Origin of the sequence: Pedobacter foliorum (assembly GCF_013266735.1) — a bacterium.
Taxonomy (GTDB): Bacteria; Bacteroidota; Bacteroidia; order Sphingobacteriales; family Sphingobacteriaceae; genus Pedobacter; species Pedobacter foliorum.
The window spans coordinates 99685-115993 of record NZ_JABSNU010000007.1 but is presented as its reverse complement, the minus strand read 5'-3'; the positions used below and the strand labels follow the sequence as shown (position 1 = coordinate 115993).

Annotated in this window: 14 protein-coding genes; 4 read left to right on the top strand and 10 right to left on the bottom strand. The window is 41.1% G+C overall.

Annotated elements, in window-relative coordinates; genetic code table 11:
* Positions 1–18: 18 nt before the first annotated feature.
* From HQN83_RS15305 to hxlB, 4 genes are all read right to left on the bottom strand, one after another.
* Positions 19–699, bottom strand: a complete 681-nt coding sequence (locus HQN83_RS15305) for a hypothetical protein (RefSeq protein ID WP_173091198.1) — start codon at positions 697–699, stop codon at positions 19–21.
* A 3-nt stretch (positions 700–702) separates the two neighbouring features.
* On the bottom strand, positions 703–1428 hold the full coding sequence (locus HQN83_RS15300) for a hypothetical protein (RefSeq protein ID WP_173091197.1): 726 nt from the start codon (positions 1426–1428) through the stop codon (positions 703–705).
* Positions 1429–1749: 321 nt separating this feature from the next.
* Positions 1750–2382, bottom strand: a complete 633-nt coding sequence (gene hxlA / locus HQN83_RS15295; protein WP_173091196.1) for a 3-hexulose-6-phosphate synthase — start codon at positions 2380–2382, stop codon at positions 1750–1752.
* 30 nt (positions 2383–2412) lie between these two features.
* Positions 2413–3003, bottom strand: coding sequence for a 6-phospho-3-hexuloisomerase (gene hxlB, locus HQN83_RS15290; RefSeq protein ID WP_173091195.1), 591 nt, complete (start codon positions 3001–3003; stop codon positions 2413–2415).
* 202 nt (positions 3004–3205) lie between these two features.
* Here hxlB and HQN83_RS15285 point away from each other — a divergent pair, with 202 nt between their 5' ends.
* Entirely contained in the window at positions 3206–4078 is an 873-nt protein-coding gene (locus tag HQN83_RS15285) for a helix-turn-helix domain-containing protein (RefSeq protein WP_246254515.1), read from the top strand.
* 261 nt (positions 4079–4339) lie between these two features.
* Here the strand turns inward: HQN83_RS15285 and HQN83_RS15280 are convergent, their stop codons facing one another.
* From HQN83_RS15280 to HQN83_RS15255, 6 genes are all read right to left on the bottom strand, one after another.
* A complete protein-coding gene (locus HQN83_RS15280) occupies positions 4340–4714 on the bottom strand; it encodes a hypothetical protein (protein ID WP_173091194.1) in 375 nt (124 codons plus the stop codon).
* A gap of 38 nt (positions 4715–4752) precedes the next feature.
* On the bottom strand, positions 4753–7146 hold the full coding sequence (locus HQN83_RS15275) for an ABC transporter permease (protein ID WP_173091193.1): 2394 nt from the start codon (positions 7144–7146) through the stop codon (positions 4753–4755).
* A 120-nt stretch (positions 7147–7266) separates the two neighbouring features.
* Entirely contained in the window at positions 7267–8415 is a 1149-nt protein-coding gene (locus HQN83_RS15270) for a M56 family metallopeptidase (RefSeq protein ID WP_173091192.1), read from the bottom strand.
* Positions 8416–8426: 11 nt separating this feature from the next.
* Positions 8427–8834, bottom strand: a complete 408-nt coding sequence (locus tag HQN83_RS15265; RefSeq protein ID WP_173091191.1) for a BlaI/MecI/CopY family transcriptional regulator — start codon at positions 8832–8834, stop codon at positions 8427–8429.
* 218 nt (positions 8835–9052) lie between these two features.
* Complete coding sequence (locus HQN83_RS15260) at positions 9053–9667, bottom strand: response regulator (protein ID WP_173091190.1); 615 nt, start codon at positions 9665–9667, stop codon at positions 9053–9055.
* The gene (locus HQN83_RS15255; protein WP_173091189.1) at positions 9664–11631 is read right to left on the bottom strand and encodes a tetratricopeptide repeat-containing sensor histidine kinase; all 1968 of its coding nucleotides are present in this window, start codon (positions 11629–11631) and stop codon (positions 9664–9666) included. The genes HQN83_RS15260 and HQN83_RS15255 overlap by 4 nt, the downstream gene beginning before the upstream one ends.
* 186 nt (positions 11632–11817) lie before the next feature.
* Here HQN83_RS15255 and HQN83_RS15250 point away from each other — a divergent pair, with 186 nt between their 5' ends.
* From HQN83_RS15250 to HQN83_RS15240, 3 genes are all read left to right on the top strand, one after another.
* Entirely contained in the window at positions 11818–14229 is a 2412-nt protein-coding gene (locus HQN83_RS15250) for a hypothetical protein (RefSeq protein ID WP_173091188.1), read from the top strand.
* Positions 14230–14239: 10 nt separating this feature from the next.
* Positions 14240–15262 (top strand): hypothetical protein, encoded by a 1023-nt coding sequence (locus HQN83_RS15245; RefSeq protein WP_173091187.1) that lies wholly within the window; start codon positions 14240–14242, stop codon positions 15260–15262.
* Positions 15263–15340: 78 nt separating this feature from the next.
* On the top strand, positions 15341–16285 hold the full coding sequence (locus HQN83_RS15240; RefSeq protein ID WP_173091186.1) for a hypothetical protein: 945 nt from the start codon (positions 15341–15343) through the stop codon (positions 16283–16285).
* The last annotated feature ends 24 nt before the right edge of the window (positions 16286–16309 follow it).

The following is a 16309-nucleotide window of genomic DNA, read 5'->3' as shown; positions in this document are numbered from 1 at the left end:
GATTTTTATTGGTTATAACTATTTGTCGTGAACTTGCCTGTTAATTACGAACTCCAGTATCTTATTGCTGTCAGTTATCTTAATGTAAGGGCAGCCATAAGTGTTAAACTGTTTATAGGCGCACTCATAATTATCCTCGAAACCAAAGTTTAATGGTATTTTAATATAGCCAATGCAGGTGTTCATATTGGAATTGTTAAAAAAACCAAGTGAGAGATTCTTTTCTGCTAGAAAATCTTTGTTAACTGCTACCGTCACCAAAGCGGCAGATGGGATAAATATGGTTTTTACCCTTTTTATAGCAACCTTGTATTTTAGGGTGGTAAAACCGCTCCTGATAGACACAGGACCACTGAGCGGATTTATAAAATCATGTATGATTCTTGCATCTGAGGACATTCTTTGCTCGGACAGTAAGTTACCCGTAGCCGTAGTTACAGAATACTGCAGCTTAAGCAATTGAGGTGACGAGCTATAGAGGCCTATAATTTCTTCTTTTGAAAGCGTACCATTGGCGATGTTTATGTAAACATCCAATGTATCGGCAAACAAGGAGCCAGCAAGCCCTCCGGCTGAGCCCGAACTTTTCGTTTTGGGAATGGGATTGGGTTGAGGGTGCAACTGCGCCTGCACACAAGTAACAGTACCGAGCATTAGCATGGTAAGTAACGATCCGATTAATAGAATTTTAATTTTCATAGGTCATTTACAATTGTTATAGTCGTTTATAATTTGGAGCAATACTGCCTTGCGGCGCAATTCCCCATTGTTTACAATAAAAGGATAGAAATAGTCTCTGTCTTTTTCTTTGATTTTTACTGCAAGTACAGGGCAATCTTGTACATAGGAACTCATTTTAATGTTGAAATCGGGAGTGAATTTTTTACTTTCCAGGTTATAGATCTCATTACGGTTATCACCAGGTAGCTGCAGGTAATACTCGGTAACGGTTTCGGATTTTCCGCTTTGACTATTCTTATTTACTACCTCATTTTGATACAGATCCATTCTACCGCCGGGTTGGGTAAGCCGCTTCACAAAACGCACTGCGCTGCCACCCCAGAAATTGCTGCCTATGATTATTTTAACACAATACGTACTGCCATTGATGTAAACTGACTTGATGTCCTTTACAAAATAATCCTTGTAAATATTACTTGCACCTTCGCTAAACTGAATGCGACTTACAGAACTGTAGTTATCAAATGTGCGCACGCTTATTTTACCGTTTAGCTTACTGCCGTTTGCCAGTACAAGCGAAGCTGGTTGCTCATTCATGTTGTTGACAGTACTGTAGTAAGGAGTGCTGCAGGATGTGAAAAAGAAAATCAGTAATAAAAAACCTGCATAAAAAGAATACTGCTTTACCTTAACTGTTTTTAAGAGTTTAAGCGGTTTTTCTGGTATTGATAATTTAGATGCCTCCATGGTTATAATAGCTGACACTAAACTACGGCTATCCTTTATCCAGGAAATACCTCATTTGGGGGATGCAAATTAATTGCTATGATTGAGATCTAACTATAAGAAATAATGATCTCTTGGTTAAAATTGCTGCTGCTGTAGCTGCGCTCCATCAGTCAAATTCAGATAAAAGAGGAAATTTGTAGACGACAAACAATAGGCTCCCGCTAACCAAACGTCTTGAAAATAAGAAACCGCCTCATAATTTTACTTATGAAGCGGTATATTCTTAACAAAGAACTGTCTGAAGATGCGTATATTGTTAGCTATCTAAACTCATATGCACTATGCTGCATCAATTGCTTCACGCAATTCCTTTGCCGCTTCTGCAGGATTTTCTGCCCCATAAATTGCAGCCCCTGCAACAACCACTTTTGCTCCCGCTTTAACAACAGCGGTCACATTATTGATATTTACGCCACCTGCTACTGAAACAGGAACGCCCACTCTTGCTGCTTCGTCTATCAATACCTGGATAGAGTAACCAGCGGTCCACTGTTCATCTAATCCTGCATGTAGCTCTACAAATTCTACCCCAAGTTTAGTCACTTCCTGCGCACGTCTCACACGATCCGGATAGCCGATTGTATCTACAACAACCCCTTTGTTGTGGGCTTTTGCTGCTTTAACAGCCCCAATGATCGTAGCATCCCCCGCTGCCCCCATTACAGTGACCAAATCCGCACCAGCCTTAAAGGCAATATCAGCTTCCAGTTCACCTGCATCTGCGGTCTTAAGATCGGCAAAAACCAATTTATCCGGATGCGCATTTTTCATGGCAGTAATCACTGCTGAACCCATGTTCTTAATCAGAGGGGTTCCCAATTCAATAATATCTACATAAGGAGCTACCTTAGCCGCTAATGCCAATGCCTCTTCTGTCGTTAATAAATCTATTGCTACTTGTAATTTTGCCATAATGATAATATATAAAATGATTAATTGTATTTATTCAAGATTTGCATGTCTTTCCCACAGCTCTGCAGCTGGTATACCTTCAACTTTCCACAGTGACTGAAATACGGAATCCATTAATAGCAGCAGAAATTGTTCAAATAAACTTCCTGCATATTGCCCCGAGCGATTACGCTCAAAATCTTGTTTTCCTGCTGCAGGGATAAGTATCAAGTGATCAGAAAAATCAGAAAGTAAGGAGCGCCCTTGCGTTGAGATCGCAACAACCATGGCATTCACTTCTTTAGCTTTCTGCGCTGCCTTTACAATCGTACTGGTTGTACCAGATCCGGAAGCTGCAATTAACAGATCTCCTTTTATTATAGCGGGCGTCGTGGTTTCTCCCACAAAGTAAACTTTCAGCCCCAGGTGCATCAACCGCATTGCTGCCGAGCGCATCGCAAAACCAGAACGCCCGGCCGCAATAATAAAAATATGATTCGCTGCCCCTATATAATTAACCAGAGCAGCTACTTCATTGAAATCCATTTGTTTTAACAACCAGGTGTTTTCAACTAAAATCATCTCCAGATTGGCACGGATATCATTAGCAATCTGCTGCTCACTTATGTTTTTAATCTCCATTTTCTTATTGTTTAATCCGCTGTAAAAGTAATAAGGGCTGATCGGTTCAGGCTTACACAATCAGCGCATTATGTGGGACAAACAGGAAATTAAAGGGTTAAAAAGTCATAAATAAGCCATAAAAAAGAATGAGTTTCCGAATAGTCCACCATAATTTCCCAATCATCCAACTCATCAAATTCATAGCGCGTATCTTTATGTGATGATGAATGCAGCACCTAGACCGGCACTTGAAGAATCGTTGATATATATACGGAATTTAAGTAATTGTCCCCCTAGTTATCTCAATGATCCGGGAAGGAAGGATTTTTTTGAAATTGTCTGGCTGAAAAATGAAGATGCCCTGCACGCATTAAAGGACACACAACTGGAGTCGAAGGGTGATTGGATCTACTTAATTCCCCCATATAGAGTTCATCAATTGAACAAAGCTGGGAAAAATGGCGAACTGATTTCTTTTAAAAGAAGTATGCTAGAAGAAGAAGATAAAGAATTTCTTCTTGATCTTTTTAAGATATTTAATGTACAAGGAGAATTCTCTTGTCTCAGGCTGAATGAAAGCGCGGCGGATGAACTTTCCGGAATATTTCATTTACTGGAAAAGGAATACACAAACAGTAACTTCGTTATCGTAAGGGCGCTGCTCAAAGTTTTCCTACTCAAACTGATCCAGGTAAAAGAGCATGAATTCACCAGTCATGATATCCATCAAAAAAGAATATATGAATTTTTAATGCTGCTCGAAAGCAACTATCAGCAGGTCCGCAACACAGATTTCTATGCCGGAAAACTGGGAATTAGCTCTAAAAGACTCAACCAGATTCTGAAAGACAAACTAAATAAAACAGGTATGCAACTGATTCATGACAGAATTATTTTAGAGGCAAAACGAAGTATTATTCATAGCGAAAACACAATCAAGGAAATTGCTTATGATTTAGGCTTTTCAGACCGCCCGTACTTTAGCCGGTTCTTTAAAAAACAAACCGGACAAACACCTGAAGAATTTCAGAAACAAGCCAAAACCCATATTAAAATAAAGTTCAATACTTTAGTCGGTGATATGGAAGACTAGAAATGGCTTAAATGATAACGGCAGGATCATTGACTTCGTGCATCACAACATCAGGGAGCCCATCTCACAGTTGAACACCTCATTGCAGGAGGTTATAAACGAATTGCAGATATTGCCGGGCCAAAGCACCTTGCTTTGCTATTGCAGTGGAATCGATGCTTTGTCCAAATTCAATCTCGCTATAAATGAAGATCATTCCTATCCAATTTTTATTTGCCATAAATCTATCCTTAACCCGGCTTGAATTGGTGAAATACCGTTTTAAGTTTTACTTTTCAGGTATTTGCTGAACTGCGCTGCGGAAAGAATCCCCTTCAGTGTTTGATCGAAGTGCTCTTGATTGACCAGTAAGGCATCTTTTTTTTCTTTTTCAGAGCCCTTACCCATCCGGATCTCATCCACTGATTTGACATTACCCATATACGAATTGAATACTTTTTTTGTGGTCGGTTCGTCCAGTTGTAAAGACTTTTGCAGCTTGTCAGCAAAGGTCTTCGCCCGCAATAGCACATCTTTGGGCATCTGCCATTGATTGCCAACTTTTACCGGTTTGCTACCAGGCTCCTGAGTCTGTGCAAATACCCGGGCAGCACCCAGGGCTAAAAAAACAACACTGCATAAAATTACTTTTTTCATGATCCTTGATTTTATTGATATAATTGTTAAATAATAATCTATTCTTTTCGGAGTGAGGTCACAGGACTTGCCCGTGCTGCCTTGATGGCCTGATAACTCAGGGTCAGCAGTGCGACCAGCATGGTCCCTCCACCCGCCAGTGCAAACCGCCACCAGGACAAAGCCACCCGGTAAGGGAAATGTTCGAGCCAGGCCTGCATTGCCAGCCAACCCAGAGGAAAGGCCATTAGGAAAGAAAGTAGTACCAGACCAGAGAAGTCCCTGCCCAACATCATCGCCAGAGAACTCACTGAAGCGCCCAGTACTTTACGAACACCAATCTCTTTTTCCCGCCTCTTCGCTGTCAGCATAGTCAAGCCAAACAGACCGATACAGGAAATAAAAATCGTTAAACAGGCAGCAAAAGAGATGATCTCTTTCCACTGCGCTTCGAGGCGGTAACTATTGCGGTTGTATTCTTCCCGGAACTGGTATTCAAAAGGATGATCCGGACTCAGCCGATGGAAAACCTTTTCCAGTTCGGCTAAAGTCTGCATTCTGTTTTCAGGTCGGATCCTGATGATCATTTCCCCTAAAGGCAGCGATGGTTCTCCGGTAAAGACCATCGGCTGAATCCTTTCCTTTAAAGATTCATTATGGTAATCCCGCACTACCCCTACCACTACCAGCTTTCGGCTTCCCCATCCGGGCAGGTTCATGTAGTCAATGGTTTGCCCCAAAGGATCCCTCCATCCTGCCTTTTTGACCAGGCTTTGATTCACCAGAACCGCAGACAGGGAATCCGAGGCAAACAGTGTAGAAAAATTCCGGCCCTGGATAAGCTGCACACCAAGAACAGAAAGGTAACTTTCATTCACATGCTCATAAGTGGCCGTAAACTGTTTACCTGCAGCCTGAGTCTTGCCTCCAAAATGTCCGATATTTTTATAACCCACACCATTAATCCCGGAAATCCTGGAAAATGCCACCCTATAACGCTCCATCACCTGTCTGTTTCTGATTCCTTCAGGTATTTTTAAGCTTAGCAGGTTTTGATCCGGATAGCCGACCCAGGTTTTTGTCAGCAGATTAAATTGGGCATAAATGAACAAAGTTGAAATGATCAGGAAAGTAGCCAGTGCAAACTGAAATACCACCAGACCCTTAGCCAGGTAGTTCTTGCCAATCAGTCCGGTTTTACCGGCAAGGGCATTTATAGGACTCAAGGCCGAAAGCACCAGTGCAGGATAGAAACCGGCAGACAATCCGGTAATCAGCAACAAAAACAGTAAACCCAGCCCCGTTTGCCAGTTCCATAGTCCGATTAAACTGATGTTTTTACCACATAAATGGTTGAACACCGGCAAGACCGAACCCGCTAAAAAGATCCCAAGGATAAATGCCAGCAAACAGATGAGCAAGGCCTCAGCTAAAAACTGGACCAGCAATTGCCTTCGACTGCCTCCAATGACTTTCCGCATGCCAATCTCCTTGGTCCTTTTCAGGGACTGTGCGATGGTCAGGTTGATGAAATTAATACAGGCAATGACCAGCGTAAACAGTGCTACCCCAGCCAGAATGTAAGCATACAACGGATCGCTAGCCATGGGTGTCCCCTGGTAATCTGTATTGAGGTGCATACTGGTCAGTGGCTGTAGCCCCCAGCTGAACTGATTCCCATAGCCTGCCAAATGGTTCAGGTCAATCTCCTCTTTGGCACTGGCCGCGTAAATCTGGTTCATCTTGTGTTCCACCTGAGCGATGTCTGCACCTGCAGAAAGCAAAAAGTACGTTGGGAAAGAAACCCACATCCATCCGTTATCCGGATAGGCGGTCTGAAAATAAGAAAAAGGAAGCAGTATGGAAAACTGAATGCTCGAATTTTCCGGTGCTGGCATGGCTATACCTGAGATTTTAAAAAGTTCAAACTTACCATTCACCTCAACGCCAAGTGACTGACCAAGGGCAGCCGAGGCTGAACCAAAATATTTTTTGGCATAAGGCTCAGTCAGTACCATTGAATGCGGATCCTGCAGTACATTTCGGGGATCCCCTTCCAGCAGTGGAAAAGTAAAGACCTGGAAGAAATGCGCATCTACCCAGCTGATCTGTTCATTGGCCACCTGTTGACCTTTCTTCAGTACCGTCTCCCGGGTATTCACCCGGATAAAGTCCAGGATCTCCGGAATACGCTGTTTGAAGGCTGGTCCCTGCACCAGTGCCGAAATGGCGAACTTTTCACTGGTCCCGTCCTGCTCAGTCCGGAGGCAGGTCAGCTGGTAAAGCTGTGTACGCTGCCGGTGAAAGCGGTCAAAACTCAGCTCATCGCTAATGTACAGTAAGATCAGCAGGCAGCAGGCCAGGCCTATACTTAAACCCAGAATATTGATCAAAGAAAGTGAAAGCTGCTTGTGCAGGTTCCGGATTGCGACCGTAAAATAATTCCTAAACATGAGCTGATGAATTAAAAAAATGAGACAATGGCCAGCCAGAGACACCATTTTGGTGTGCCAATACGAGCAAATAAATTTTAAAGATTTGGGAAACTATCCCTGTCTTCGCTAGCCTAAAGATTAAGGAGCAGGATGTCGCCCCGTTCGGCGGAGGGCATCGGCTTCGGCCCTTTTTTTATCCTCCAGCGCTTCATGGCTAGATACTGCGTTGGGTTTGCCAAGTGATAATGGGGCTTTAGCAAGGGAATGGATCTGATTTTCCGGACGACGTACCATAACCAACAGCCCCATCACCAGGATCAGCACAATAGCCAGCAGGTCCAGTTTTCCGGGCATGCGGTTTTTCCCGGTCAGCAGTCGCTCCATCCTCAGGGCGAGTCCCGCTCCGGTGGTTGAAAAAGCCAATGCCAAGTTTAGCTTCCGGTCACGATAGTGCTCAAAACATACCATTGCGCGCATGAGCACTACCGGGCTTTTTAAGTGTTGAACGGCTACCTCATCACAACAGTTTTCCCGTTCTGCCCTAATCAGTGAGGACAGCCACCAAACTGCCGGATTAAAGAACAACAATGTTTCCATCAGGGTCTGCATCAGGTTGATCAGCCCATCTTTACGGCGGATGTGCGCGAGTTCATGCAAAAGTATGGCCTCTACCTGGTCCTGATCTAAAGCGTTCAGCAATCCTACAGGGATCAGAATCAGCGGCTTAAAATACCCGAGCACCATCGGTATCCGGGCAATACCCGATTCCACTAGTCTTACCGCATGGTGAATCCTCAAATCCCCTGCCAATTCATTTAAACGCTGCTCCCAAAATGGGTCTGCAGGTGTTGCTTTAACTACCCTCATGCGTTGCAGGACATAAAAGCCCAATGACAAACGGCAAATTTGTATCCCTATAGCCAACAGCCATAGCAGAACCACAAGCCCGGCGTGTTCATGGATGTATTTTAAGGAAAAGTTTAATTGCCGCCAAAGTTCCACTGCAAAACCATCAGCACCTGAGTTAAGTAAACCAGAGCGCTTAAAACTGCTGTCAGGACCTGCAGAAAGTTCCAGGGTAAAAGTCAATCCCAGCACCAAAGCAAACACAAATAAAGTTCCGGTCAACAGGCGATAGCGCCATACCGGAGCAGTCCGTTCAGTCAGACGCAGCATCAGCGACACAACAACCATCAACAACATTCCCTCCCATAGACTATGCAGTAAGGTATAGGTAATTGCCTCGGTTACATTTACAGGTAAATAACTGCTGATCAGCTTTTCCATATTCCCATGTATTAAAGGCCGCTTTCCCGCTCCGCCTGATCCAGCAGTGCCCTCATTCTAGCCAGTTCTTCTTTTGTCGTTTTTTGATTGCCCAACAATTGCATCACCAGGCTGGCTGCAGAGCCCTTGTACAAAGTATCCAGGAATTTATCCAGCAAATGCGCCTTGGTTTTCTTCTCCTCTTCCACCACATGATACACATGCTGCATCTTGCGCTCATCGCGCTTTAAAATTCCCTTGTCCACCATGATCTGCATGAGCTTCAATGTGGCGGTATAATTCAACACCCTGATCTTATTGAGTTCTTCCATCACAAAACGCACCGGTGAAGGCCCATGTTCCCACAAAACTGTTAAAATTTCCAGCTCCGCTTTGGTCGGTTCTACCTTCCTTTTTTCCTCGGGTTGATTCGTTTTCATACCTAAACCTACGAATAATTTTGTACATACAAAAAAATTCGTAGGTTAATTTTTAAGCTCAGCTTCATTTTGACATTTATTCTTCATTTACAGAGGATTGATGAACTTAAAAAGGTTTAACAGACCCCACGTGTCTTCCGCAGACGGTGGCTCTTCATCAGATAAAAAGACCGATATCGTTAAAGCAGTCAATTGCATATTGAAAACGGAAATGCTACTCAGAACCTCAATTGAGTTGCGATCCGAACCAGGGCAGCAGTGTTCTTTGCGGCTAACTTGGTAAGCAGATTTTTGCGATGGCTGCTAATTGTGGTTACACTCACGAATAGTTTTTCAGCGATTTCATTATTGGTCATTCCATCAACAATAAGCGCTAGCACTTCTTTTTCTCTTCGAGTTAAAATTGGGGCGACAGTATTTTGGGATAATTTAAGTGTTTCGACCACTTCCCCGCTAAAGTACTTTTGACCCTTATTCACGGCTTCAATAGCTTCCAGGAGTTCTTCTTTTGAAGCATTTTTTAACAGGTAGCCCAAAGCGCCATTATCTACCATTTTTTGAATGAAGCTTTGCTGGTTAAAGGTACTTAACCCAAGAATGGAAATGGAAGGGTATTTCTCTTTTACTTCCCGACATAAGTCTATACCACTTTTATCTGGCATACTGATGTCCATTAAAATCACATCAGGCTGCTGGCCCTTCAAAAAGGCCATACATGAACCTGCGGTCGTAGCATGGCCCAGCCATGCAATATTTTTCTCATGTTGCAATAAAGACCGAATGCCCTCTATCACCATGTAGTGATCATCAACTATAAATATGCTCGTTTTCATTCTATTGTAAATTCGATATGTACAGAAGTTCCTTTTCCTGGTTCAGATTGTACATCTAATTTGCCCCTTAAAAAATCCACCCTGCTTTGGATATTACTCCAGCCGACACCTTTGGTCCGGTCTAATTCATTGATGTTAAATCCAACCCCATCATCTTCTACTTCTACTACAATCTGTTCATCAGTTTTACTGATTTGTACCAGCGCTGTTTGAGCCGAAGCGTGTTTTAAGCTGTTATGAATTAGTTCCTGCACAATGCGATAAATACCAATGGATTTAGTTTGGTCTAACTGTACATCTGTTAAACCAATAGATTGGTAGTTCACCCGCAAAGGAGTACTGGTACTAATATCTATGCAAAAATCCCGAAGGGCAATGTCCAGGCCAAATTTAAGCAGGTTTTCAGGCATCATATTGTGAGCAACTCGACGCATCTCTTTGATTGAACTGTCAAGCATATCCATACTCCGCTCAAAAGCCTGATGATTATCAGGCGTCATAATTAAGTTTTGTTTCATATTACCAAATGAATGTTTAATACCAGCGAGCATGCCACCTAAACCATCATGTAAGTCTTTGGCCATACGGGTACGTTCCTGTTCTTCTCCTTTTAGTACAGCCTCTGTGGCAGTTAACTGCTTTTCGGTCTCCAATTCACTAATGCGTACCTGTTGCAGCTTTTGCTTATGCTGATAATTCCTGTATCCCAGCGCTGAAATAATTACCAGGACTAACGCACCACCCATTAAAATATAGTTGAGCGTGTTTTTTTGACGGATAGAGAATTGGTTGATCTGATCCTGTGCTTTAAGTTGTTTTATTTCCTGTTCTTTGTTTTCAATTCTAAATCGTACTTCCATCATAGAAATTTTTTCTCTGCTCTCTTCAGAATTTAGGCTGTCTGAGAGTTTTTGAAACAGCTGTAGCTGCTCATAAGCCTTTTTAAAATCACCATTTTGTGCATACCATGCTGAATATAATTGTGTTGCATCTGCTTTTCCCTTATTCATTCCATTGCTATCCGCCATTTCCGACAACTCTTTGATCAGTGGTAAAGCATCTTTTTGATTGATGTCAATTTTAAACTGTGCAAGTGGAACAATGGCTCTGGCTACTTGCCACACATCGCTATTTTGTTTAGCATAATTGTAAGATTGATGGTAATATTTTAATGCACTTAATGTGTCTTTTTTATAATACGCCTCTATGTCGCCTTTGTTAAAAGAATAAGCAAACAGACTTTTAGTATTCTGCAATTTCTCTACTATAGGTCGTACAATATTTAAGATGGAATCTGCTGATTTATAATTATGAACATCCATTAATCTTGAAGATTTGTTCATTAATGTAGTCGCGAGCAATCGTTTGTCCTCAAACCTTCGGGCTGTGGCAATTGCCATATCATCAAACTCAAATGCTTTTTGGGTATTACTTAATTCTGAAAAACAATTTGCTATGGAGGAATAAATACTGGCGAGCGTTTTGAAATTTTGTTTTTTTAGGATTTTTTCCGCCTTAAAGTAATCATCCAATGCTTTTTTAAAGTCGCCAATAACATAGTATAAATTGCCTCTGTTGGTGTAAAGGTGACCTTTGTTTAATAATAAGTTGGCAGCGTTATCATTTTTCAGCAGTACTTCGGCAGAATCGGCAAATTTTAATGCCAACTCGTAATTGCCAATATTTTTATAATAGGATAATGATAAAATATAGCCGGTACTGAGCCCCCATTTAAAGTGTATTTTTTTACTCAGACGCACCATTTCTTTTGTGTACGGTTCAAAATCGGATGTGTTGTCATTTAAAGTTGCCCGCATGTATTCGAACATCGCTTCTATACGCGTGCTATCGGTTTTGGCGGCGTTAATCCCATTTCGTAAACTATCAATAACGCTGTTCGATTGTGCATTGACCAGACCCACGATTAGAAAAAAGAAAAGGAGAATTGAATATTTTTTTTTCATAAGGAAATGATCTTACTATGAAGTTATGCAAATTACCACTGATCTCTAACACTTTAGCTCCTCTTTTTCTATGATTTTTCATGGATACATAATATCCTCTTTTTAGGGGATAGGTTAACGATTTAATCCTTCCCAACTTTAATCTATCACTTGCTAAAACAAAAACCTTTAATAAAACTGATCATCATGAAGCCACATTTAACCCTACTCTTCATTTCTATATTAATCAGTGTCGTTTCTCTTGCCCAGCCAGCAAAAAAACCAAAACAGACTGCAGCACCCAATATGGATAAAATGATGCAGGATGCCATGAAAGGGATGAGTAATGAAGAACAAGCAGAAATGCAAAAACTGATGAAAGGCATAATGCCGACCCTTACAGATAAGACGGCAAAAACAGCTGATTATGCGGATTTTAACCGTAATGAAGAATTGGTACCTAAAAGAGATATGGTAAGAATTGCCACAATTTCAAAGAAAAGATTAACGCAAGCGGATATCGCAACCTATGCGGCTAACCTTTACGCTAAACTAATGGCCAAAGGAGAAGCAGCCGAAAACACCTTGGTAAAATCGGTTATTGCAAAAGCCCAAAAAGCGAATGATATCTCAAATGGAGCGGTGTTAGCCATGATGCAGGGGCATCAGCAAGCTGCTATGGCCTTGAGCATGAAAGCGCTTCAGTTGGATCCAGCTAATGTAAACATGCAAAATAACATGGCCGCAATGTTAACGCAATATGGCTACCCCGAGCAAGCCTTGCCTGTTTTAAACAAACTGAAAAATGAATTCCCGGTCAACAGTACTGTATTGAATAACTTATGTCTGGCCTGGTTTAGCTTAGGCGAACTGGACAGTGCCAAAAAGTTTGCCCGCCTTACCATGCGGGTCAATCCATATCACCCTGAAACAACAGTATGTGGAGGTTTGATGGAAGAATTAAATGGAGACCCAATCAAAGCGGGGAAAGATTATACAGCAGCAATGGAAAACAATCCCAATTCACTGATAGAAAAAATAGCGAAAAACAAAATGGGTGATAAAGGCTTTGAAAAAATTGACTTTGATAAAATAAAGCGCAGCATTACCATTTATGAATACTTCCCGAAAGACTGGATTAAAATCCCTGCATTATCTGATCATGTTTCGGAATATGAAAATGACAGAAAAATACAAAATGGGCATTCAAAAATGTTTACTGAATTAAAAGAAAAAATAGAAACCCTTCTGGAAGCTAGCAATGCAGAAGCAAGCAATTTAGCAGAAAAAAACCAGGATGATTTTATAAAAGAAATGGGATTGGCCTCGGTGAAAGGCTACAATGTAATGAGCAAAACAGCAGTTACCGTACAAATGATATTACAACAATACATAGCCAAATGGAACGAGGATAATGTAAAAGAATATGCTGAGTTACAAAATGAAATTGATGCCAAAAGAGCAGTTATGACCAAGACTGGTGAGCATGATAAATGCGCCGATTTCGATAGAAAAAACAATGAATTCCTGGCCTATATAAACCCTGTCATACGAAAATTTCATGCAAAAAAAATAGAGGAATTTCGCAGCTGGCTCAATGCCTATTGTACCTGGTCCTGGTATACAGCCGGCAATCCTAAAAATACGATAATGACCAGTTGTATTGCCTGGACAGCTGCCCTGGAAACGCTTTATGAAAATGCTATTAATGACCAGCAAGTTATTGCAAAATCATGTGTTGCTCAAAATGGTGATCAAGCAGTGTTTGTACCTACACCCGAAATCCCAAATTTTAGTTGCCCCACATTATTGAAAGTGCCAATTGGCAAGGATTGGCAGGAACTGAGCAACGCTACTAAGAATTTTGATACCAACAGTTTGGGAATAACCAGCAAGTCTAATCCGATACCCAATCAGACCCTAGCCTTTGGCGGCGATAATAAATCAATAGCGCAACCAGGAGTAGCCCCATTTGTAAAAACGACTAATGGAAGCGTAACACCTGGAATGATAAACGACAGTGATGACGATCTAGCGCCTTTATCAGTTATTCCATTAGATGAGTTGACCCCATTGCCAAACTTACCGGACAATGACTTAACACCATTGCCCGACTTACGCAAAAGCAGGTTGCTTAAAGACCTGCTGAATAAAATGACAACGGCAGATTGCAACAATGTAAAAAGTCCGAAAGATAAATTGAATGAACAGTTAGACCGAATGATGAAAAGTGTAAAAGAGATGGATGCTTACGGTGAATTACATGAGAAGATAAAGGACTTTGATCATGCAGTTAAAGAGATGGACGCAACAATGGCACAAAAGGAACAGCTAAAAAAACAAATAGAAAAAATACAACAGGAGGCAGACAAAATGGACAAATACGAAACCATGCAGCAATCCAAAAAAGAAATAGAAAAGATAATGAAAGAAATAGATGCGATGGATGCCAAAAAAGCGCTGAAGGAAAAACAAGTTAAAATTCAGCAACTGGTAGATGAAATGGATAATGCCTTGCCTGTATTGCAAAACATAAAACAGAATGGACTGCAACCAAGCATCAGCAATGGGATACAAACACCCGGAACAATCACCCCTATAAAAGGTTTATTTCAATAAAAAATTAAAGATGATGAAATCAATTACTTTCTTACTCCTGCTCACTTTCTTTTCGGACTGTTTGTTTGCGCAAAAGGAGACCTTTGATATAATTACTTACACTCCACCGATAAATTGGAAAAAAGAGGTGACCGAAAATGTAATCAGTTATACCATAACAAATGAAACAACCCAAAACTGGTCCCGTATTAATATCGTAAAAAGCGCCACTAGCAAAGGAAGTATTGAACAGGATTTTGAAAGCGAATGGCAGGAACTGATTGTGAAAAATTACAAACCTACCCAGGCTCCAATGCTAAATGAGCGCTCAGAAACCAAGGGCTGGAAAATAAAAGCAGGTGCTGCAAAATTTGCTTTTAATCAAAATGAAGCGATCGTATTTCTTACTACTGCGACTGGATACAACCGCTGCACAAGCATTGTAGCTACCACCAACAGCCTGGATTATCTAAAAGATATTGAAACATTACTGGCATCAGTTGATTTAATCAAACCCGACATTGTTGCTGCACAAACCCCAAACACTAACAACGATGAAAATTCTATCCTTGGAACCTGGGGAAAAACAGGAAGTGTAAATCCATCTTACCATGATGCCTACGCCACCTCTATTGCAGGTTACACCGCTGACCAGTACTCATTTAATAAAAATGGTACTTATCATTTTGTTTCCAAAACTTTCGGTATGTCGATGGCTAAAATTCTTTTAGTAAAAGAAACCGGTACTTACCAGATCAGTGGCAACCATATGACCATCATACCGCAAGAAAGTGTGATTGAAGCCTGGAGTAAAAAAGATGGAGGTGATAAATGGGGCCAGCTGATCTCCTCTCAAAAAAGAAACCTGGAAAAAACAACTTACCAGTTTACCAAACATTATTTCTCTGGGATTCAAGTCTGGAATCTCGTTTTACAAAACAATACATCAACACAAAGAGACGGCCCCTACAGCAATAATAAAACTTTTGCCAATGCCTGGTATTATTCCCCCATTTCTACAAACAATATAGTTATCACATTGCCGAACCAATAGGAAACTCCAGCAATAAAAAATATGCTCAAAAAAAATAGCCATGTACAAAGCATTTAAAAACCAGTTAATTAAAATCCAATGAAAACATATTTAACAGCCATACTGATCATGTTAATGGCAACAATCCATTTAAAAGCGCAGCGCAGGTTTGAAACGGACCTGATCAAAGAGCCTGGTATCTGGAAAAACAGAGCCTTGGGTAATTCCATCAGCGGTACAGCGGCAGAAGTTGCCAAAGAAAAGACCATCACTGCTGCCATACACAACATGGTTAAACAAAGCTTCAGCCCCATGGGCATGCTGGCCGATTACAGTTTTTCCTATGTTAAAAACAATCCACCAAATCCTTGCAATTATTTCAGTTACCAGGTTTATTTTTTAAAATACAATTTAAATGAAGCAGGTAGCGCAAAACCCTATCAACCCACTACATCCAGTAACACCAACATTCGTATAATTGCCAATGGTTCTGAGGCTTTCACTTTGAACGAACCCAATGAGCCATTGGCCTATATCACAGAATTTCCGGTTCAGAAAGAGGGCTATTACTTTTTTAATTTAAGAGGAGGCGATGACCGGAATGCATATTCATGGTTGATTACCTATGATGGCAAATTGCCCTTTAATTATTTAACCAAACAGGCTTATTTAGAATGGCGGCGAGCAGCCATTTTAGAAGGAATCAAGCTTCCCTATGAGAATGTGTTGAATAAGGACCTGCTGAAAAAAAATGAAGAACTATTAAACAGCCTTTCTGCAAAGGAGCGCGATGAAATAGCCGTAATTGAAGGTGCACCATTTGCCAATGAATTCAAGGGATTTACGGATAAAGACAGCAAATATAAAACAATACCTATTGTCCCTAATCTTAACTATTTCAACACCAAACTACCGAAATCCTCAGTCCAGTTTTTTGAAGTATGTGTCAACGTGGATAAAACAGACAAAGTGTACATCAGCAATATAGCGGCAATGCTGAAGGCCATTCAGATTTCAACATTAAAAAATATGCTCGGAAAATAGTCCTATACAAAACATCTAATTTAA